Origin of the sequence: Cryobacterium sp. Hz7, assembly GCF_004402815.1 — a bacterium.
GTDB lineage: Bacteria > Actinomycetota > Actinomycetes > Actinomycetales > Microbacteriaceae > Cryobacterium > Cryobacterium sandaracinum.
This window is the reverse complement of record NZ_SOFB01000037.1, coordinates 38,325-58,722: the sequence shown is the minus strand read 5'-3', so window position 1 is coordinate 58,722 and position 20,398 is coordinate 38,325. Positions and strand designations below refer to the sequence as shown.

At 70.6% G+C, this 20,398-nt stretch carries 17 protein-coding genes and 1 pseudogene; 10 read left to right on the top strand and 8 right to left on the bottom strand.

What is annotated here, in order from left to right:
- Positions 1–50: 50 nt before the first annotated feature.
- Positions 51–1,265 carry a cysteine desulfurase-like protein gene (locus E3N86_RS08355; RefSeq protein WP_104099928.1) on the bottom strand — a complete coding sequence of 405 codons (1,215 nt, stop codon included), beginning with the start codon at positions 1,263–1,265 and terminating at the stop codon, positions 51–53.
- A 79-nt stretch (positions 1,266–1,344) separates the two neighbouring features.
- Positions 1,345–2,271 (bottom strand): rhodanese-related sulfurtransferase, encoded by a 927-nt coding sequence (locus E3N86_RS08350; protein WP_134342531.1) that lies wholly within the window; start codon positions 2,269–2,271, stop codon positions 1,345–1,347.
- Positions 2,272–2,390: 119 nt separating this feature from the next.
- On the opposite strand from E3N86_RS08350, the gene E3N86_RS08345 reads away from it, so the two are divergent.
- The 3 genes and pseudogenes from E3N86_RS08345 (at position 2,391) to E3N86_RS08340 (ending at position 3,605) form a co-directional block, all read left to right on the top strand.
- Complete coding sequence (locus E3N86_RS08345) at positions 2,391–2,936, top strand: YbhB/YbcL family Raf kinase inhibitor-like protein (protein WP_104099926.1); 546 nt, start codon at positions 2,391–2,393, stop codon at positions 2,934–2,936.
- A gap of 77 nt (positions 2,937–3,013) precedes the next feature.
- A pseudogene (locus E3N86_RS17840) lies at positions 3,014–3,091 on the top strand (hypothetical protein); the annotation flags it as partial.
- A gap of 82 nt (positions 3,092–3,173) precedes the next feature.
- A complete protein-coding gene (locus E3N86_RS08340; protein WP_241985994.1) occupies positions 3,174–3,605 on the top strand; it encodes an alpha/beta hydrolase in 432 nt (143 codons plus the stop codon).
- Between the two features lie 177 nt (positions 3,606–3,782).
- On the opposite strand, the gene E3N86_RS08335 is transcribed toward E3N86_RS08340, so the two are convergent.
- Positions 3,783–4,421 (bottom strand): LysE family translocator, encoded by a 639-nt coding sequence (locus E3N86_RS08335; protein WP_134511744.1) that lies wholly within the window; start codon positions 4,419–4,421, stop codon positions 3,783–3,785.
- A 202-nt stretch (positions 4,422–4,623) separates the two neighbouring features.
- On the opposite strand from E3N86_RS08335, the gene E3N86_RS08330 reads away from it, so the two are divergent.
- Complete coding sequence (locus E3N86_RS08330) at positions 4,624–5,187, top strand: thioesterase family protein (RefSeq protein ID WP_134511743.1); 564 nt, start codon at positions 4,624–4,626, stop codon at positions 5,185–5,187.
- Between the two features lie 253 nt (positions 5,188–5,440).
- Here the strand turns inward: E3N86_RS08330 and E3N86_RS08325 are convergent, their stop codons facing one another.
- The 4 genes from E3N86_RS08325 to E3N86_RS08315 form a co-directional block, all read right to left on the bottom strand.
- Entirely contained in the window at positions 5,441–5,953 is a 513-nt protein-coding gene (locus E3N86_RS08325) for a hypothetical protein (protein WP_104099922.1), read from the bottom strand.
- Between the two features lie 99 nt (positions 5,954–6,052).
- Entirely contained in the window at positions 6,053–7,675 is a 1,623-nt protein-coding gene (locus E3N86_RS08320; RefSeq protein WP_134400984.1) for an NAD(P)/FAD-dependent oxidoreductase, read from the bottom strand.
- 71 nt (positions 7,676–7,746) lie between these two features.
- The gene (locus E3N86_RS16815) at positions 7,747–7,920 is read right to left on the bottom strand and encodes a hypothetical protein (protein WP_166785052.1); all 174 of its coding nucleotides are present in this window, start codon (positions 7,918–7,920) and stop codon (positions 7,747–7,749) included.
- A gap of 72 nt (positions 7,921–7,992) precedes the next feature.
- Positions 7,993–8,907: a LysR family transcriptional regulator gene (locus E3N86_RS08315; protein ID WP_104099920.1), complete on the bottom strand. Its 915-nt coding sequence runs from the start codon at positions 8,905–8,907 to the stop codon at positions 7,993–7,995.
- Between the two features lie 141 nt (positions 8,908–9,048).
- Between E3N86_RS08315 and E3N86_RS08310 the strand changes: the two genes are divergently transcribed.
- From E3N86_RS08310 to E3N86_RS08290, 5 genes are all read left to right on the top strand, one after another.
- Positions 9,049–12,669 (top strand): bifunctional proline dehydrogenase/L-glutamate gamma-semialdehyde dehydrogenase, encoded by a 3,621-nt coding sequence (locus tag E3N86_RS08310; RefSeq protein WP_134511742.1) that lies wholly within the window; start codon positions 9,049–9,051, stop codon positions 12,667–12,669.
- A 173-nt stretch (positions 12,670–12,842) separates the two neighbouring features.
- Positions 12,843–13,865 carry a 3-oxoacyl-ACP synthase III gene (locus E3N86_RS08305; protein ID WP_134511741.1) on the top strand — a complete coding sequence of 341 codons (1,023 nt, stop codon included), beginning with the start codon at positions 12,843–12,845 and terminating at the stop codon, positions 13,863–13,865.
- Positions 13,862–16,675, top strand: coding sequence for an alpha/beta fold hydrolase (locus tag E3N86_RS08300; protein WP_241985992.1), 2,814 nt, complete (start codon positions 13,862–13,864; stop codon positions 16,673–16,675). Before E3N86_RS08305 ends, E3N86_RS08300 begins: the two co-directional genes overlap by 4 nt.
- Positions 16,676–16,778: 103 nt before the next feature.
- The gene (locus E3N86_RS08295) at positions 16,779–17,747 is read left to right on the top strand and encodes an NAD(P)-dependent oxidoreductase (RefSeq protein WP_134415332.1); all 969 of its coding nucleotides are present in this window, start codon (positions 16,779–16,781) and stop codon (positions 17,745–17,747) included.
- A 146-nt stretch (positions 17,748–17,893) separates the two neighbouring features.
- Positions 17,894–18,667 carry an ABC transporter permease gene (locus E3N86_RS08290; RefSeq protein ID WP_174843003.1) on the top strand — a complete coding sequence of 258 codons (774 nt, stop codon included), beginning with the start codon at positions 17,894–17,896 and terminating at the stop codon, positions 18,665–18,667.
- Between the two features lie 62 nt (positions 18,668–18,729).
- On the opposite strand, the gene E3N86_RS08285 is transcribed toward E3N86_RS08290, so the two are convergent.
- Positions 18,730–19,167, bottom strand: coding sequence for an Lrp/AsnC family transcriptional regulator (locus E3N86_RS08285; RefSeq protein WP_104099917.1), 438 nt, complete (start codon positions 19,165–19,167; stop codon positions 18,730–18,732).
- Positions 19,168–19,514: 347 nt separating this feature from the next.
- On the opposite strand from E3N86_RS08285, the gene ddaH reads away from it, so the two are divergent.
- The gene (gene ddaH / locus E3N86_RS08280) at positions 19,515–20,393 is read left to right on the top strand and encodes a dimethylargininase (protein WP_134375171.1); all 879 of its coding nucleotides are present in this window, start codon (positions 19,515–19,517) and stop codon (positions 20,391–20,393) included.
- Positions 20,394–20,398: the final 5 nt, after the last annotated feature.

Here is a 20,398-nt window from a genome sequence, read left to right as displayed (position 1 = left end):
ATAGTCGATCTCTGGGATCTGGTTCCAGCCTAGGGGCGGAGACGACCGGGTCAGGTGACGCGGAGGAAGACGCTCAGTGCGGCGAGCAGCCGGGCCACCTCATCGACGGTGTTGTAGGGGGCGAGGCCGATCCGCAGGCCGCCACGGTCGCCGAGTCCGAGGTGCCGGGAGGCTTCGAGGGCGTAGAACGAGCCGGCGGGGGCGAGGATGCCCTGCTTGCACAGGTGGCGGGACGCATCCGCGGTGTCGTGGCCGGTGAACGTGACCAGCACGGTGGGTGTGCGCACGGCAGCCCTCGAGTGCAGTCGCGCCCCCGGCAGCTCCGCCAGGCCGGCCTCCAGTTTGCCGCGCAGGGTCTCCTCGTGGTGTTCGAGAGCCTGGGACGAGCGGATCAGGCGCTCCCGCCGAGAGGCCCCGGCCGGCGCGGCGTCGCCGAGGCCGGCGAGGAATTCGACGGCAGCCGTGACCCCCGCCATCGTCTCGTAGGGGAGCGTGCCCAGCTCGAAACGCTCGGGCACCTGGTCGCTCGAGGGCACCAGCTTGTCGGGATATATCGTTTCGAGCAGCGCGGGCGCGGAAGCGAGAATCCCGCAGTGCGGACCGAAGAACTTGTAGGCCGAGCAGACGAAGAAGTCCGCTCCCAGCGCCGCGACGTCCACCGACGCGTGCGGCGTGTAGTGCACGCCGTCGACGTAGAGGAGCGCGCCGACGGAATGTGCGAGCCGGGCGATCGCCGCCACGGGCGGGCGGGTGCCGATCAGGTTGGAGGCGGCGGTCACGGCTACCAGCCGGGTGCGCTCGCTGAGGACCGCGGCGATGTCCGGGACGCTCAGCTCACCGGTGGCCGGGTCGAAGTCCGCCCAACGCACCGTGGCGCCGGCCCGGTCGGCGGCCTGCATCCACGGGCGGATGTTCGCGTCGTGGTCGAGCCGGGTGACCACGACCTCGTCGCCCGGGCCCCATCCGGCGGACAGGGCGTTCGCCAGGTCGTAGGTCAGCTGCGTGGCGCTGCGTCCGTAGACGATTCCGCGTTCTTCGGCGCCGAGCAGATCCGCCATGGCGCTCCGGAACCCGGTGACGGCGTCCTCCGCGTTCTGCTGGGAGGTACTTCCGGTTCCCCGGATCGAGAGCGGACCGGTCAGGGTCGACGCGATCGCGGAACCGACCGCCAGGGGGGTCTGGGTGCCGCCCGGGCCGTCGAAGAAGGCCGTGCCGGTGGCGAGGGCGGGAAAGCTGGGTCGGATCGTCTGCGCATCAAAGGTCACAGTGCATCCAATCACAGCCCCGCCTCCTGCCCCGGGGAAGTAGCATGTCGGCATCTGCGAGAGGGCGCACCGCGGCCGGTCAGGCCCGGGTGTGCGCGTCAGCGTGGGCGGTGGCGTGGGCCGCGCACGCCGGGGCCTTGGCAGCGACGCAGCCCGGGCAGACGACGAGCTGTTCCCGGCAGGAGGGATCTCGGCAGTTGAGCAGGTTCTTCGTCGGTTCACCGCACACCAAGCAGCGCCCGATCACGGCGGTGTGGTCGCTGAAGTCCAGCGACATCCGCTGGTCGAAGACGTAGAGCGAACCGTTCCAGAGGCCGTCGTCGCCGAAGGCCTCGCCGTAGCGCACGACGCCGCCGTCAAGCTGGTAGACCTCGCCGAAGCCGCGCTCCTTCATCAGGGAACTGAGCACCTCGCAGCGGATGCCGCCGGTGCAGTAGGTGACGACGGGCTTGTCCTTGAGGTGGTCGTACGTGCCGCTCTCCAGCTCAGCCACGAACTCGCGGGTGTTGGCGACATCCGGCACGATCGCGTTCTGGAAGCGGCCGATCTCGGCCTCGAACGCGTTGCGGCCGTCAAAGAAAACGACCTCGTCGCCTCGCTCACCGACGAGGGCGTGCAGCTCGGCCGGGGAGAGCTTGGCGCCGCCGCCGACCACGCCGCCGGCGTCGACGCGCAACTCGCCGGGTGCGCCGAAGCTCACGATCTCATCCCGCACCTTCACGACCAGCCGGGGGAAGTCGAGGCTCAAACCCTGCTCATCGAGCCCGGTGCCCTCGCTCCACTTGACGTCGAGATTCTTGAACGGGGCGTAGTCCCGAGTCTTGCGCAGATAGCGCTTGATCGCGGGAAGATCGCCGCCGACGGTGCCGTTGAGGCCGTCGGTGGAGATCAGGATTCGCCCGCGCAGGCCCAGCGATTCGCACAGGTCTCGCTGCCAGAGACGCACGGCCTCGGGGTCGGCCAGCGGGGTGAAGACGTAATAGAGCAGGATCTTCGGAATAGCCACCGCGCCATTTTACCGAGTTCGCCAGCTGGTAATCGGCTGATATCCGGGTGGGTGCCTGGGTGGGGGGCGCGGGCCGGGTGGCCGGCTGGCTAAGCTTCTGGCAACCAATTGGAGGCCCAATGGCCCAGAACGATCCTCTCGCCCGGTTCGGCGCTGTACCGCTATTCACGCTGACGAGCACGGACATGACCGACGGAGTGCCCCTCACCGCGGCGCAGTACGGCACCGGCTCCGGCGGCCGGAACCTGTCCCCGCACCTGGAGTGGTCGGGATTCCCGGCCGACACGAAGAGTTTCGCGGTGACCCTGTACGACCCGGACGCTCCGACCGGGTCCGGATTCTGGCATTGGGCGGTCGTCAACCTGCCGGCCGACTGCGTGGCCCTGCCCGCAGACGCCGGCGCTCCGGGCGGCCGGCTGCTGCCGAGGGGTGCCGTGACCCTGCCCAATGAAGGCCGTCAGTCGGCTTTCGTCGGCGCGAGCCCTCCGGCCGGCACCGGCACGCACCGGTACCAGTTCATCGTGCACGCGGTCGACGTGGCCCGGCTCGACATCGACCCGGACTCCACGCCGGCCGTGCTGGGGTTCAACCTGCACTTCCACACCCTGGCGCGCGCGGTGCTCGAGGCCACGGGTGTGCACGGAGGAGCCGCCCACAACCCCTGAGCTGAGGTCTTCCGAGGTTGTCCACGGGCGACAAGGCGGCGCTGACGGAGTACGCGGCCAGCCAGGCGGTCGACGGCATGATCGTCGTCAACGCGAACTACCGGATGGCGACGCGCTTCCAGCTGAAGCACATGTTGGACGACGGCAACGAGGTGTTGCGCTGGGTGGCCCGCCACATCGAGGAGTTCGGCGGGGATCCCCACCGGATCGTGCTCGAACATCGCCGACATCTAGGTGATGTTCGAGCGCGGATTCGTGCTGAGCCTGAATCTTCTGCGGATGCTGCTGCCGGAGCGCGGCCGCGGGGTCGTGCTGCGTACCGCGGCCCGGTTCATGTCCCCGATCGAGTGGCTCGAGCGTGGGTTCCCGCCGGTGTTCGTGACCACCTCGGAGCGTGACCACTTCTACCGGGCAAACCTCAATTTCATCGCTGCGCTGCGCCGGCGCTCCATCGCGGTCGACGCGCTGATCTACGACCGGAAGCAGACCAACACGCGCCACACCTGGCAGCATGACGCCGCACATCCGGAATCGCAAGAGGTCTACCGACGCCTGGGTGCCTTCGTGCGCCGCGTCGCCGGGGTGCCGCTCGCGGCCGTCGCAACCGTCGCAACCGTCGCAACCGTCGCAACCGTCGCAACCGTCGCAACCGTCGCAACCGTCGCTTAGAACGTTCATGGCGCACCCTGTGGAAGCCGGCGCATGTTCTACGGTCCGCCAGCTTCCACCGGGTGCGCCGCGACCAATGCGGGCCGCAGAGAAACCTTCGGACATCGGCTCACCGGGTCCGACAGGCCCGACTTTCGGGGCCGATATCGGAACCGCGGTCGACCACCGGGGGCAAGGTCAGGCTTGGGCGCCCGTGGCGGTGAGCACGCCGCCGAGGCCGATCATCATGACGCCGCCGCCCGCGGAGAGGTGCTCCATGCGGCGGGGGGACGAGGCGAACCAATCGCGGGCCGAGCCTGCCGCGAGGGCCCACACGCTGTCGCCGAGCAGGGCAAGCAGCACGAACACAAGGCCCAGGGTCAGCAGCTGAAGCGGGACGGCCCCGGCCGAGTAGTCCACGAACTGGGGCAGCACGGCCACGAAGAACACGATCGACTTGGGGTTGCTGATCCCCACGACCGATCCCTCGGCCAGCAGGCGCCACTTCGTCTTCGGCACGCTGCTCAGACCGATGCTCCGGGCGGCCGCGTGCCGGTGCCGGATGGCCTGCACGCCGAGGTAGACGATGTACGCGGCGCCGGCGAACTTGATCGTCGTGAACACCACGATCGACCCGGTCACGATTGCGCCGAGGCCCAGCGCGACGGCCGCGACCACCGGGATCAGCCCGAGGGCGTTGCCGAGCACGCTCAGCAGGCCGCCGAGGCGTCCGAGCGCCAGGGACCGCCCGATCACGAACAGCACGGTGGGTCCGGGCAGCACGATCAGGGCGACGGATGCCAGCGCGAACGTCAGCAGGTTGGGCAATGGGACCATATACGAAAGGTTAACCCGGCCGGGAGTCCGGGGCATCCGCTGTCGCGAGTGTGCCTGGTCCGGTCGAGAGTGACCCGCGGAACGGGCACGCTCAACCGGAGGCACTGTGGTAATCGTGCAGGTTCCGGTCGTGCGGGCCCGGATGCTTGTGGCTCGCGGCAGCAGAATGCGCCCCGGCACCGCCGGTGGCTAGCCTCTCAAGATGCACATGCTCTGGCGCACCCTCCTGCACTCCGTCCTCTCCCGCTTCGGCCCGCGCCTGGGCCACTACGACGTGGCCAGCACCCGGTTCATCACTTTGCTGACCGACCAGGACATCCTTCGGCATATGAACAACGGCGTATACCTGTCGATCATGGACATCGCCCGCTTCGACATGCTGCACCGTACCGGCATCTGGGCGATCTTCCTGAAGCGCGGCTGGTACCCGGTGGTGGTGTCGGAGACGATTAGTTTCCGCAAGTCGCTGACCCTCGGCCAGAAGTTCACGGTGGAGTCGCGCATCCTGGGCTTCGACGAGAAGGCCGTCTACGTGGAGCAGCGGTTCGTGCGGCCGGACGCTGACGGAACCCCGGAGATCTACGCGCAGGGCTTCATCCGCGGACGGTTCCTGAAGCGCAGCGGAGGGGTCGTGGGCATTGACGAGCTCGTCGACGCCGTGGGCGCGGTGCCCGAGGACGTGACGGTGCCGGCCTGGCTGCTCGAGTGGAGCGCGGATGTCGCGATGCCCGCCACCCGCGCCGCCGCCCCCAGCCACTGGACCTGAGTGGGAGCGCCACGCGCCGTGTCTGCCGTGTCAGCCGAGCCCGGGGTCCTGCGGCACCCTCGCCCGTAGCCCGAACGAATTCGACGGAGATTCTGCCCGAATCAACCCGAAACAGTACGGAAATGCAGTTTTGCCCGAGAATCTCCGCCGAATTGGTTCGACGCCGGGCCTGGCGTGGCGCCTGTGCTGACCAGCGTCCACGCGGGGCGATCAGCTCTGATCCTCCGCGAGCGACACAACCAATCGATCAGGACTAGACGGTGGGTTCGGTGGCCTTCTTGGGCGGGATGAGCTCACTGTAGTACTCGACGTGGGGCTTGTAGTGGGTCCGGGCGGGTATCGGCTGGCCGGTGCGCGCCGCAACGAGACGGTCGAAGTAGTAGTCCCAGAACGGGCCGACGGTGGCGGCCTCCGCGGCGGAGTGCAGGCGCTGGCCGAAGGTGAGGGTGGTCATCCCCGCCCCCTCGACGAGGTGCAGAATCACGTGCCGGGCGGCGGCACCCTCGCCGATGTCGGCGGTGAACCGCTTCGGCGGGATGCACTTGATAATGCTCACGTACTCCCACTCGGCATCCGCTTCGTCCAACTTGAATCGCACGGCGCCGGTCTCGGGAGCGCCCGTGTAGGTTCCGATCCAGCCGTGGAGACCGGCGGACCGGCTCACGCTCGCCCACACGTCGTCCTTCGACGCGCTGAAGAGCCGGTCGAGCATGAGGTACAGACCGTCTTCGCGATAGGCAAGGCGTCCGGTTGGCTTGAATGACATGCGAACCTCCACGGTGAGTGAGGCACGGGCCTCAGTACAAAACTATGCCCTTCTCCGGGCGGGGATCAACAGCCACGCCCTCCGGCCGGGACCCGGCGCCTACCCCTCGAGCACCGCCATCGCAGCATTGTGACCGCCGATGCCGCTGACGCCGCCGCCTCGTCTGGCGCCCGCCCCACAGATCAGAATCCGCGGATGCTCCGTCGCCACCCCCCAACGCTCGGCCGCGGTGGATCGCGGCGCGTCGTCCTCGAGGAACGGCCATTCCAGAGGACCGTGGAAGATGTTGCCGCCGGGGAGGTTGAGGGCGTGCTCCAGGTCGAGCGTGGTCTTCGTCTCGATGCAGGGCCGGCCGGCGGCATCGCTCAGCAAGAGGTCCTCGATGGGTTCGGCCAGAACGGAATTCAGCGACGCCAAAACGGCGGCTTGCAGCCGGTCGCGGCTGACGTCGTTGTTCTCCTCGGTGAGCCAGCGGTGCGGGGCGTGCAGCGCGAACACCGTGAGGGTCTGCGCGCCGGCGGCGACGAGCTCGGGGGAGAGGATGCTCGGGTCGCTGAGCGAGTGGCAGTAGATCTCGCAGGGCAGCAGCTCGGGGAAGCCGTCGTGGTCGGCCTGGTCGTAGGCGCTCTCCAGCTGCGTCAGGGTCTCGTTGATGTGGAAGGTGCCGCCGAACGCGGCCTCGGGGGACACGTCCTCGTCGCGCAGCAGCGGCAGTCGGCGGAGCAGCAGGTTCACCTTGACCTGCGCGCCCTCCGGTTTGGCGTCGGGCCCCGCGCTCGGCCCGGCACTCGGGCCGGCACCCGGCTCGACGTCGGGGCGCACGGATGCCGGCGCGGCCTCGCCGAGGAGACCCCGCAGCACCCACGGGGCGACGTTGGCGAGCACGTGCCGGCCCTGAACGACCCGCAGGGCGCCGCCGTGCCGGTAGCTCACCTCGCCCTCCGGCGTGACGCCGGTGACCTCGGCCTCCGTCACGATCCGGGCGCCGGCCTGCCGGGCGGCCTTCTCCAGCTCGCCGGAGACGGCGCCCATGCCGCCGACCGGCACGTCCCAGTCCCCGGTCCCGTTGCCGATGACGTGGTACAGGAAGCAGCGGTTCGCGTCGAGCTCCGCGCTGTCCAGCGACGTGAAGGTGCCGATCAGGCCGTCGGTGGCGACCACCCCGCGCACGAGGTCGTTCTGGAAGCGATCACGGAGCGCGCCGCCGAGCGGCCGCTCGAAGAACTGCTCCCAAAGCATGTCGTCTCCGAGCAGGGTCCTGGCCTCCGAGCGCGTGGGCAGCGGCTCGCAGACGGTGGGGAAGAGCGCCCGGGCAACGCTCTCCGTGTCACGGTAGAAGGCATTCCAGGCAGAAAAATCGGCGGCCGCGCCGACCCGGTCGAAGCTGGCGCGGGTGGCCGGCTCGTCGCCGCGGTCGACCAGGAGTCCGGTTCGGGTGTCGGCCGGATCGGGGGTGTACGAGGAGTACCGGCGCCGGGCCAGCCCGATCTCGAGACCGAGTTCGTCGATGATTCGCTGCGGCAGCAGGCTGACCAGGTAGGAGTAGCGCGAGAGCCGCGCGTCGACGCCGGGGAAGGCCGGGGCGGAGATGGCCGCGCCTCCGACGTGTTCGCCTTGCTCGAGTAGGAGAACGCTTTTGCCGGCCAGGGCCAGATAGGTGGCGGCCGTCAGGCCGTTGTGTCCGCCGCCGATGATCACGACATCGTGTGTGGGTTCGCTCATGCACCGAGACTACTCAGGAACCGAGACCAGCCCGGGGCGTCGGGCCCGCGCAGCTTGCCCGCCCGGCCGGGTCAGTCGGCACGTTCGAGCGCGCCGAGCTCGTCGGCGTCGCCACTCATCGACCAGGTGCCGACGAGCCGGTTGCAGCCGTCGGTGCCGGTGGAGCATCCGGTCAGGCCCAGCGCGAGGGCGACGGCGGCGAAGGCGACGGCGGCGAAGGCGAGCACGGCGCTTGGCTTCGTCATGGTGGGGCTCCGTTCACGGGTGTCGACGCGAGCCGCCGGACGCGCCCGTTCAACGATCAAAGCCGGGGAAGGTCAGCCTGTCACCGGGGCGGCTACCAGTTCCACGGCGCGGGCCAGGGCGTCGCGCACGGCGAGCACGCCCGGTCGGCTGGCACTCGAGCGCCGGGCCGAGGAGAAGACGGTGCGGAGCGGCCCGCCAGGCAGCTCGACACCGCGAACGGTCGGCATCTTCCCGGCCCAGATCAAGTCCGGCAGGATGCCGACGGCATTGCCGGATTCGATCAGGCGGATGTGCGCGATCAGGTCGGCCGTCTCGAACCTCACGTCGGGCTCGAATCCCGCCGACCGGCAGAGCTGGGTCGCCCAGTGCCGTGAGGCGGTTCCCTCCGGCTCCATCACCCAGGGCAGATCGGCGGCGTCGGCGAGCGACGCTGCCGCCGCGCGGCCGCCGCGCGAGGGCGGAACGGCCAGCCGGAGCGCATCCGTCGCCAGGTTCACACGGTCCAGGTCAGGCCAGTGCACCCGGGTGTGCCCGGGATACTGTTCGGCGAGCACGAGGTCGAAATCGCGCGCAGACACCTCGAACAGGCCGCGCTCCGGCTCGCGCTCGGTGACCTCGACCCGCAGCTCGGGGAACTCCTCGGCGAGCAACGTGAGGGCCTGAGGGATGAGGGCGTGCGCCGCGGACTGGAACAGGGCCACGCGCACCGTGCCGGACACGGTCGTCAGCGACGCGGTCATCTCCGCCTCGGCCAGTTCCAGCCGTTCGAGCAGGTAGGTCGTGTGCAGCACCAGAACCTCGGCCTGCGGGGTGAGCCGCACCCGGCGCCCGACCTTCTGCAACAGGGAAACCCCGGCCTCTTTCTCCAGTAGCGCGAGCTGCTGCGACACGGCGGACGGGCTGTAAGCGAGGGCCTCGGCGACTCCCGCCAGTGTGCCGCGGATCTTGAGCTCGTGCAGCAGACGCAGTCGGCGCACATCCAGCATCCGTCACCCTCCTCGATCGTCTCAATACTGATCATAAATGCTAATCAATATCGATCATAAAGATTCGCTTTTGCTAAAGGAATGGAAACCTCACACTGAGATCAGCCGTCCGCCGTGAACGAAAGAACTAGCCTCGTGACCATGACCAACTCCACTCCATCCGTGCAGCACGATCTCAGCGCCGATGTGGTCGCCCTCGTGCAGAAGTGGCTCGCCGAGAGCGCCACGATCCCCGCCGACCTGTCGGCCCAGCGCCTCGCCGGCGTGCTGAAAGACCCGAACGGGCTCGACTTCACCGTGGGCTTCGTCGACGGCGTCATGCGCCCGGAAGACCTCATGGTCGCCGGCTACAACCTGCAGAAGGTTGCGAAACAGGCGCCCGGCTTCCTGCCCTCCTACCTGCGCGGGGCCATCGGCCTCGGCGGCGTGCTCGGCCCGGTGGTGCCCTGGGTGGTCATCCCCGCTGCGCGAAAGGTGCTGCGCCAGATGGTCGGGCACCTGGTCGTGGACGCCACGCCCGAGAAGCTCGGTCCGGCGATCGCCCACCTGCGCGAGTCCGGCAACCGGCTCAACATCAACCTGCTCGGCGAGGCCGTGCTCGGGGAGAAGGAGGCGCTGCGCCGCCTCGAGGGAACCCGCGCCCTGCTGGCCCGCGACGACGTGGACTACGTCTCGATCAAGGTCTCCTCCATCGCCAGCCAGTTGTCGATGTGGTCCTTCGACGAGGCCGTCGACCGCGTCGTCGAACGCCTGACCCCGCTCTACGAGCTGGCGGCGGGGGGCGGTTCGACCACCGGGGGCGGCTCCACCACCGGGGCCAAGTTCATCAACCTCGACATGGAGGAGTACCGCGACCTCGACCTCACCATCGCGGTGTTCGAGCGCATCCTCGACCAGCCTCAGCTGCTGCACTTGGAGGCCGGCATCGTGCTGCAGGCCTACCTGCCCGACGCCCTCGGGGCCCTGCAGGGTCTTACCCACTGGGCACAGGGCCGCCGGGCCGCGGGCGGAGCCCCGATCAAGGTGCGCGTCGTCAAGGGCGCCAACCTGGCGATGGAACACGTCGACTCGGCCGTGCACGACTGGCCGCTGGCGACCTACTCCACCAAGCAGGACAGCGACACGAACTACAAGCGCGTGCTCGACTGGGCCTTCACCCCGCAGAACACGGATGCCGTCAAGATCGGCGTCGCCGGCCACAACCTCTTCGACGTGGCCTGGGCCCACCTCCTGGCCACGAAGCGCGGCGTGGACGACCGGGTCGAGTTCGAGATGCTGCTGGGCATGGCTACCAGCCAGGCTGAGGCCGTGAGCCGCGACGTCGGCCGCCTCCTGCTCTACACGCCCGTCGTGAACCCGGCCGAATTCGACGTGGCCATCAGCTACCTGATCCGCCGCCTCGAGGAGAACGCCAGCCAGGACAACTTCATGTCGGCGGTGTTCGAGCTGACGAGTTCCCCGCAGCTCTTCGACCGCGAGAAAAAGCGGTTCCTGGCCTCTCTCGCGGGCCTCGACGCGATCGTCCCACAGCCGAACCGCCGCCAGGACCGTACCCAGGTCACCCAGCTCGATGCAGCCGGCCGCGGCGAGGTACCCGCAAGCGAATCCGGCGATGACGAGGATGAATTCGGCGACGAGTCCGGCCTCGGGCTCACCGCAGCCGTGCTCGGGCTCACCCGCGGCTCGGTCGAGAGCCTGCCGCACCCCGGTTTCCACAACGAACCCGACACAGACCCGTCCCTGCCCGCGAACCGGGCCTGGGGTCGTCACATCCTGAGCCGGGTCGAGACCTCCACGCTCGGGCTGGACGCCATCCGTGACGCCCGGGTCAGCGACCCGGCCGAGCTGGACCGCCTGATTGAGGCCGCGGCGGCCTGCGGCGCCGCCTGGGGGCAGCGCACCGGAGCGGAGCGCGCCGCAGTGCTTCACCGGGCCGGGCTCGCGCTCGCCGCGAACCGCGACCGCCTGATCGAGGTGATGGCCGCCGAAACCGGTAAGACCATCGCCGAGGGTGACCCCGAGGTCAGCGAGGCGATCGACTTCGCCCACTACTACGCCGAACGGGCCCGCGACCTCGACGCCGTGCAGGGCGCGATCTTCGTGCCCTCGAAGCTGACCGTGGTCACCCCGCCGTGGAATTTCCCGGTAGCCATCTCCGCCGGCGGCGTGCTCGCCGCCCTCGCGGCCGGCTCCGGCGTCATCGTCAAGCCCGCCAAGCTCGCCCAGCGTTCCGGCGCGGTCATGGTCGAGGCGCTCTGGGAAGCCGGCGTGCCGCGCGACCTGCTCGTGCTCGTGGACCTCGCCGACCGGGAACTGGGTACCCGCCTGATCTCGCACCCGGCCGTCGACCGCGTCATCCTGACCGGGGGCTACGAGACCGCGCAGCTGTTCCGCAGCTTCCGCGAGGACCTGCCCCTCCTGGCCGAGACAAGCGGCAAGAACGCCATCATCGTCACTCCCTCCGCCGACCTCGACCTCGCCGCCGCCGATGTCATCAAGAGCGCCTTCGGGCACGCCGGGCAGAAGTGCTCGGCCGCGAGCCTGGTCATCCTGGTCGGATCGGTCGCCAAATCGGAGCGCTTCATCAGTCAGTTGACGGATGCCGCGACCTCCCTGCGCGTCGGCCGCCCCTCCGACCCGGTCACCCAGATGGGCCCCATCATCGAGCCGGCCGAGGGCAAGCTGCGCCACGCCCTCACCACGCTCGGCGTCGGCGAAAAGTGGCTGGTCGAGCCCCAGCAGCTCGACGAGTCCGGCACCCTCTGGTCGCCGGGCATCCGCACCGGGGTGCTGCCCGGCTCCTACGTGCACCTGACCGAGTTCTTCGGGCCAGTGCTCGGAGTGATGCACGCCCGCGACCTGGCGGAAGCCATCCGTTTCCAGAACGCGGTCGACTACGGCCTCACCTCGGGGCTGCACTCGCTCGACCCGGCCGAGCTGACCGAATGGCTGGACACGATCGAGGCCGGCAACCTCTACGTGAATCGTGGCATCACCGGCGCGATCGTGCAGCGCCAGCCCTTCGGCGGCTGGAAGCGCTCGGCCGTGGGACCGGGCACCAAGGCCGGCGGCCCGAACTACCTGTACGGGTTCGGCAGCTGGGTGAGCGAAGCCGGCCGCAACAGCTCGACGCTCCACCTGCGCGGCCTCGACCAAACCGTCACCGCCCTGATAGAGGCGGCGCAGACCGTGCTCGACTACGCGGACTTCGACGTGCTGCGCCGGTCGGCGCTGAGTGACGCGCTGGCCTGGCGCGACGAGTTCGGCGCGGTCAGGGACGTCTCAGACCTCGGTCTCGAACGCAACCTGTTCCGCTACCGCCCGCTGCCCGTCACCGTGCGCCTGACCGAGGCCGGCACCCTCGCCGACCTGCTGCGCGTGATCATTGCCGCGACCCTGTCGACGGCGTCGTTCGAGGTCTCCAGCGCCATCCCGGTGCCGCCGATGGTGCGCAACGTGCTCGCCGAGCGCGAGATCGCGGTCTCGGTCGAGAGCGACGACGAATGGCTGCAGCGGGCCGAGGCCGGTGGCATCCGCACCAGCCGGGTGCGCCTGATCGGCGGGGACCGCCTGACAGGGGCGCAGGCGGAGGCCTCCCGCCTGGCCCACGCGCTCGGCGGCAGCCCGGACATCGCGGTGTACGCACACCCCGTCACCCAGGCCGGCCGGGTCGAGCTGCTCCCGTTCCTGCGCGAGCAGGCGATCTCGATCACGGCGCACCGCTTCGGCAACCCGAGCACACTCTCCGAGGGGATCATCTAGGGGCCGGGCTGCGGCCCGTGCGACGGCGGTCGACCACAAGGCTAAAATAGGGCTTTGGTGGCCGCAGTCTGCGGTCGACTGCACCAGCAGGAGTGCGGACAACGATCAGGCTTCTGGTGCACAATGATCGAGGCGCGGCTGACCACTGCTGCAATTCGACAGGGGATCCACAGTTGGACGGTAACGCAACGACGACGCACCGCAATGTCGCCCTGCTGTCGGTGGCGACCGAGCTCGCCCCGCAGGTCACGACCTCGGTGGACATCGATCGTCGCCTGCAGCCGGCCCTCAAACGGCTGAAGCTGCCGAGCGGCCTGCTCCAGCGGGTGGCGGGCGTGCACGAGCGCCGCAACTGGGCGCCCGGCCAGGCCTTCGACGACGCGGCCGTCGCGGCCGGCACGCGCGCCCTGGCCGCCGCCGGCATCCAGCCGGGCCAGGTCGGCCTGATGATCAACACCTCGGTGACCCGCAAGCACCTCGAGCCCTCGGTGGCCGTGCGCATCCACCACGGCCTCGGCCTGCCCTCCTCGGCCACGAACTTCGACATCGCGAACGCCTGCCTCGGTTTCGTCAACGGCATGACCCTGGCCGCACAGCTGATCGACTCCGGCCAGGTGCAGTACGCCGTGATTATCGACGGGGAGGACGCCGACGAGATCCAGACCAACACGATCGAGCGCCTCGGCCACCCGGACATCAACCGCAAGGACTTCATGAGCGAGTTCGCGAGCCTGACGCTCGGCTCCGGCGCGGCCGCGGCCGTGCTCGGTCGGGCGGACGCGCATCCGGAGGGGCACCGCATCCTCGGCGGCGTGACCCGCGCCGCCACCGAGTTCAACGGCCTCTGCGTCGGTAGCGTCGACGGCATGTTCACCGACGCCAAGGCGCTGCTCAAGGGCGGCATGGAGCTCGTCGTTTCGGCCTGGACCGAGGCCAAACGCGACTGGAACTGGTCGGGCATGGACCGGTACATCCTGCACCAGGTGTCGGATGTGCACACCGACGCGATCGTGAAGGCGACCGGGCTGGACCGCAGCCGGGTGCCGCTCACCTACCCGCTGTACGGCAATGTGGGGCCCGCGTCGATCCCGATCACCCTGGCCGAGGAAGCCGCGCGGCTCAGGACCGGCGACCGGGTGCTGCTGATGGGCGTCGGCAGTGGCCTGAACACGGCCATGATGGAACTCGCCTGGTGAAGCGCGGCTCTGCCCCCGTGTCCTACCGTCTGCCGCGCGCCGCGGCGACGCCGGCGCCCGCGTCCCTGCCGCCGGCCGGCTTGTCGGGGCTCGATGCCGCGTTCTCGCGCCTGGTGCCGGTCGTGTCGACCGCCTCCGGGCATCCGGTCACCCGCACCTGGCACCTGCTCGACAACGCGGAGCGTCTCGCCGAGCTGGGCGTCACCCCCGTGGGCACGGTGCTCTGCGTGCACGGTAACCCCACCTGGTCCTACCTGTGGCGCGAGTTCGTCACGGCGGCGACGGATGCGGCCTGTCACGGCGGCGAGGCCTGGCGCGTCATCGCCGTCGACCAGCTCGAGATGGGCTTCTCCGAGCGAAGCGGCGCGGTGCGCCCGCTCGCCACGCGCGTGCGGGACCTGGGCGAGCTCACCGACACCCTCGGCCTGGCCGGCCCGGTGGTCACCTTCGGTCACGACTGGGGCGGGTCGATCTCGCTCGGCTGGGCCGTCGACCACCCGGACGTGCTCGCCGGGGTCATGCTGCTGAACACGGCCGTGCACCAGCCGGGCGATGCGCCGGTGCCGGCCCCGCTGCGGCTGGCCCTGCGGAGCAGCGTGCTCGGCTCCGGCACTGTGGCCACGCCGGCGTTTCTGGAGACGACACTGGCACTGGCGCACCCGCCGCTTCCGGCCGCGGTGAAGCAGGCGTATCGCGCGCCCTACCGCGGCGCGGCCCGCCGCGGCGGGATCGGCGCGTTCGTCGCCGACATCCCGGTGCATGGCGCACACGAAAGCGCGGCCGAAATCGCCCGCATCTCCGGCGGCATCCGCGACCTGACCGTACCGGCCCTGATGCTCTGGGGCCCGACCGACCCGATCTTCAGCGATCGCTACCTCGACGACCTCGTGGACCGCCTGCCGCACGCGGACGTGCACCGCTTCGAGGGTGCCGGGCATCTCGTCATGGAAGACGTCGACTACGCCGCTGCCGCCCTGACCTGGCTCGGCGACCGCGCGGTGCCTGCCGCTGCAATCGCCGATGCCGCCTCCGCCGCTTCCTCCGCTGCCCCTCAGGTTGCCGATTCGGTCGAACAGGGTGTGGGCGGCTGGGCGGCCGGCGAGCGGCATCCGCTCTGGCACTATCTGGACGAACTGCAGAACAGCGACGAGACCGCGCTGATCGACATGGCCCCGCCCGGGGGCGGCGCACCCCGCGTCGTCAGCTGGCGCCTGCTCTCCCGGCGGGTGCGGCAGGTCGCCTGCGGCCTCGATCGTATCGGCGTGCGGAAAGGCGACCGGGTCTCGCTGCTCGTTCCACCCGGCGCCGACCTGACCGCGGTGCTCTACGCCTGCGTGCGGATCGGCGCGATCGTGGTGGTCGCGGATGCCGGCCTCGGCCTACGCGGGCTGACCCGCGCCGTGCGCGGCGCGCGCCCCGACCACGTGATCGGCGCCGTCCCCGGGCTGCTCGCCGCCCGGGCCCTCGACTGGCCCGGCCAGAAGATCTCCGTGGCGCGGTTTCCCCGCGCCGCCATGCGCGCCCTCGACATCTCCGCCACCCTCGCCGAGCTGATCGCGCTCGGCGGGGACGAGCAGCTTCCGCCGCCGCCGGAACCCGGAGACACTGCCGCCGTGCTGTTCACCTCCGGCTCGACCGGGCCGGCCAAGGGCGTCGTCTACACGCACGGCCAGCTCGCCGCGGTCAGCCACGCGCTGTTCGCGCAGTACGGCGTGGGCCGCGGCACCGGCCTGGTGGCCGGCTTCGCCCCGTTCGCGCTGCTCGGCCCGGCCCTCGGCGCCCGCTCGGTGACCCCGGACATGGACGTGACGAAGCCGAAGACCCTGACCGCCGCATCCGTCGCCGCCGCGGTCGCCGCCATCGACGCGACCGTGGTATTCCTGTCGCCGGCCGCGCTGGCCAACGTCGTGGCCACCGCCGGCAGCCTGACCGCCGCCGACCATGTCAGCCTCGCCGGCGTGTCGAGCTTTCTCTCCGCTGGTGCCCCCGTCTCCGAGCCACTGCTCGCGGCCGCGGCCCGGCTGATGCCGTCGGCCTCCGCGCACACGCCCTACGGCATGACCGAGGGGCTGCTGATGGCCGACATCTCGCTCGACGGCATCCGCGAGGCGATGGCCACGGCGACCACGCCGGGGGTCTCGCCGTCTGCCTTGTCCTCTGCCGCGACGGCGACGGATGCCCCGGCCGGTCCCGGCGGGGTCTGCGTCGGCCGCGCGACGGCGACCACGCGCATCCGCACGAGCGCCCTCGACGCCCAGGGGCACGCCACCGGCGAGCTGTCGGAGGCCGCCGGGGTCACCGGCGAGATCGTGGTCTCCGCGCCGCACGTCGAGGACCACTACGACCGCCTGTGGCTGACCGACCGGGCCGCCCGCAGCGGCGCCGTGCCCGGTGAACGCTGGCACCGCACGGGCGACGTCGGGCACTTCGACGACGCCGGACGCCTCTGGGTGGAAGGGCGCCTGCCGCATGTGATCACGACGGCGACCGGCGTCGTGACCCCGGTCGGTCCCGAGCAGCGCATCGAGTCCGTCGCAGCGGTGGCCCGGGCCGCCGTCGTCGGGGTTGGGCCGACCGGCACCCAGCAGGTGGTCGCCGTGGTCGAGACCCGCACGCCGACCCGCCGGGTCGCGCTGGCCGACCCCGGGCTGGCCGCCGCCGTGCGTGCCGTCGCGGGGCTGCCGCTGGCCGCGGTGCTGGTCGTGCCGCACCTGCCCACGGACATCCGTCACAACTCGAAGATCGACCGCACCCGGCTGGGGCGCTGGGCCGGCGGCATCCTATCCGGCGCGCGGATGACCCGCCCGTGAGGCGCCTCTCGCGTCACGCGCAGGCTGCGCCCCTCCGCTGCCGGCACGCCACGCGCGCAGCGACGCAGCACCCGCGCAGCACATTTTCGCCGACGGTGCTGCCGTGAGGGTGCTTGTCACCGGGGCCAGCGGCTTCCTCGGCCGGGCCGTCGCGGCCGAGATCGCGGCCGCCGGACACGAGGTGCGAGCCTTCCAGCGGCGCCCGTCGGGCGTGCCCGGCGTGACCGACCTGCTCGGCTCGGTCACCGCGCCCGCCGAGGCCCGGCGCGCCGTCACCGGAATGGACGCGGTCGTGCACCTGGCCGCCAAGGTGTCCCTGGCCGGCAGCCCGGCCGAGTTCGCCGCCGTGAACGTGGGCGGCACGCGCACCCTGCTGGCCGCGGCCGCGGATGCCGGAGCCTCCCGCTTCGTCTTCGTGTCGTCGCCCTCGGTCGCCCACACCGGGGCATCCATTGTCGGCAGCGACGCCGAGCCGGCCGACCCGGCCGAAGCCCGCGGTCCCTACGCCCGCACCAAGGCCGAGGCCGAACTGGTCGCCCTCGCCGCGGATTCGGCCGCCCTGCGCGTGGTCGCCGTGCGGCCGCACCTGGTCTGGGGCCCGGGAGACACCCAGCTCGTGGCCCGGATCGTCGAGCGTGCCCGCGCCGGACGCCTGCCGCTGCTCGGCCACGGCGCCGCCCTGATCGACACCACCTACATCGACAACGCCGCCACGGCCATCGCGGCAGCCCTCGATCAGGCCGACGCCGTGCACGGCCGCTCCTACGTGATCACGAACGGGGAGCCGCGGCCGGTCGCCGAACTGCTCGCGGGCATGTGCCGGGCCGCCGGCGTGCCGGCGCCGGCCTGGCGGGTCCCGGCCGGGGTTGCCCGCGGTGCGGGGGCGCTGATCGAGGCGGCCTGGCGCATCCGTCCGGGCGCCGACGAGCCGCCGATGACCCGGTTCCTGGCCGAGCAGCTCTCGACCGCGCACTGGTTCGACCAGCGCCGCACCCGGTCCGAGCTGCGGTGGACGCCCGCGGTGAGCCTCGATGAGGGCTTCCGCCGCCTCGCCGCCTCGTACGACGGCTAGCTTTCTCGGGCACTGGCGGCCTCAACGGATGCCCAGGGCCGTCCATGCGATCGCCAGCGCCCCTTCCGCGCGCTGACGGAGCCCAGTCGTTGACGGATTCCGATCACCGGGGCCTGCCGGGCGCGGCGGCTCGCTAGGCTCGTCACGTGACCTGGCCCCGCGACCTCCCCGCCCAGCTGGCCGGACTGGCGCCGACCCTGCTCGGGATCGCGCTGCTCATCGCGATCGTCACGCTGGTGCTGCGCGGCTACCGGGTGCCGCATCCGTTCGCACCGGCCCTCGCCGTGCTGCGCGGCGCCCTGCAGCTCGCCGCGATCAGCCTGATCCTCAGCGGCATCATCTCCAACCCGTTCTGGGTCGGCGTGGGTCTGGCGGTCATGTTCACCGCTGCGGTCGGCACGGTCACCCGCCGGATCGGCGCCACCCGGCGGCACGCGGCCTGGGTGGCCGCCTCGATGGGCCTGGGCGTGATGGTCACCCTCCTCGTGGTCTTCGGCACCGGCGCGCTCGAGTTCACGCCGCGCTACGTGTTGTCGTTCGGCGGCATCATCATCGGCAACGCCATGTCGATCGCCACGCTCTCCGGCCGGCGCTTCACCGAGGGCGTGACCGAGCACTGGGAGGAGGTCGAGGGCTGGCTGGCCCTCGGCGCCACCCCGCGCCAGTCCACCCGAGAACTGGCCTGCCGCGCGGTGTACTTCGCCCTGATCCCCTCGACCGACCAGACGAAGACCACCGGGCTGGTCACGCTGCCCGGAGCCTTCGTGGGAGCGATTTTCGGTGGAGCCTCGCCGCTCGAGGCAGGGCGGTTCCAGATCGTGGTGCTTGCCGGCATCCTCTGCGCCGGATCGATCGCGGCGGTCGCCCTGATCCACCTGCTGGCCCCCGTGACCCGGCGCCCCGTCCCGGTGCCGGGCTAGCGACACGCGCCGCGCTGATGTCCTCGGCGCCGGCCGGTCCGATCCTGCTGGGAGCCGGGCGGCTACTCGGCGGAGCGGTGAATCAGCCGGGAGAGCACGATCGCGCTGCGGGTGTGGTCCACGTTGGGTGCCAAACGCACCTTTTCCAGCGCCGCCTCCAGACCGGGGATGTCCCGGGCCCGGATGTGCACGATGGCGTCGGCGCTGCCCGTGACGGTTCCGGCGTCCACGACCTCTGGCACCCCGGACAGGATGCGCAGTAATTCCTCGGGCGCCACGGTGCCGCGGCAGAACAGCTCGACGTAGGCCTCGGTGCTCATGCCGTCGATGGCCGGATCCACCTGGATGGTGAAACCGCGGATGACGCGGTCGGCCACGAGCCGGTCGACCCGGCGTTTCACGGCCGACGCCGAGAGTCCGACGACCGAGCCGATATCGCCGTATCCCGCCCGGGCGTTCTGGCGGAGCAGGTCGAGAATGCCACGGTCGAGGTTGTCCATGCCGAGAGTCTAGGGGGCATCGTTGCGCTGGCGCACGCATTAACGCAGAAAACCCGCGCCCGATAGCGCAATTCACTGGATAGCTGCGCCGTGGCGAGCGGACCAGCGGGCGGACGTGCGGCATCCGTCATCGCCCGTTGTGGCGGAAAACTGCGTGAGGGGCCGGACGCGCGCACGTTTTCGGCGCAGAGTGGGGTGCACATCCGATTCGTGCTGTGTGAGACTAAGTATGGCGTCTCTGCCCAGGCGTTTCGTGTCGGCAGAGCTCTCGTGAGTGACCTGGTCCGCCATCCACCCCGCCAGCCGACCTCACCCGAAGGGGGCGGATGGCCGCCGAAGGAGTCACCATGTCGACCAACCTCACCGCCCCGAACCTGGACGAGCTCGTCTCGCCGGCCCTTCCCGTGCGCACGCCCGTCAGGCGCACCGTGCTGATGTGCAAGCCCGAATTCTTTTCCGTCGTCTATCGCATCAACCCCTGGATGGATCCCGCCATCCCGACGGACACCGCGCTCGCCGTCGCCCAGTGGCAAACGCTTCACGACACCTATGTCGGCCTCGGCTTCGACGTGCACCTGATCGAACCCGTCGACGGCCTGCCGGACATGGTCTACGCGGCCAATGGCGGATTCGTCATCGACAACATCTCCTACGGCGCGGCCTTCACCTACGCCGAACGCCAGCCGGAAGGTCCGGCCTACATGGACTGGTTCGGTGCCAACGGCTTCGACGTGCGCGTGCCGGCGGAGATCAACGAGGGCGAGGGCGACTTCCTGCTCGTGGGCGACGTGATCCTCGCGGGCACCGGGTTCCGCAGCGCCTCGAACAGCCATGAAGAGGTGTCGGCGATCTACGGCCGCCCCGTGATCACGCTCAACCTGATCAATCCGAGCTTCTACCACCTCGACACGGCCATCGCCGTGCTCGACGCGTCGCCGGCCACGGGCAACGGCGAGATCGCCTACCTGCCGAGCGCGTTCGACGAGCCGAGCCTGGCCATCCTGCGCGAGCGATTCCCGGACGCCATCATCGTCGCCGAGGAGGACGCGGCCATCCTCGGCCTCAACTCCTATTCCGACGGCTACAACGTGGTCATCGCCGCGCGGGCGAAGGGCTTCGAGGCCCAACTGCGCGCCCGCGGCTTCAACCCGATCGGGGTCGACCTGTCCGAGCTGCTGCTCGGTGGAGGAGGCGTGAAGTGCTGCACCCTGGAGCTGCGCCGATGACCGAC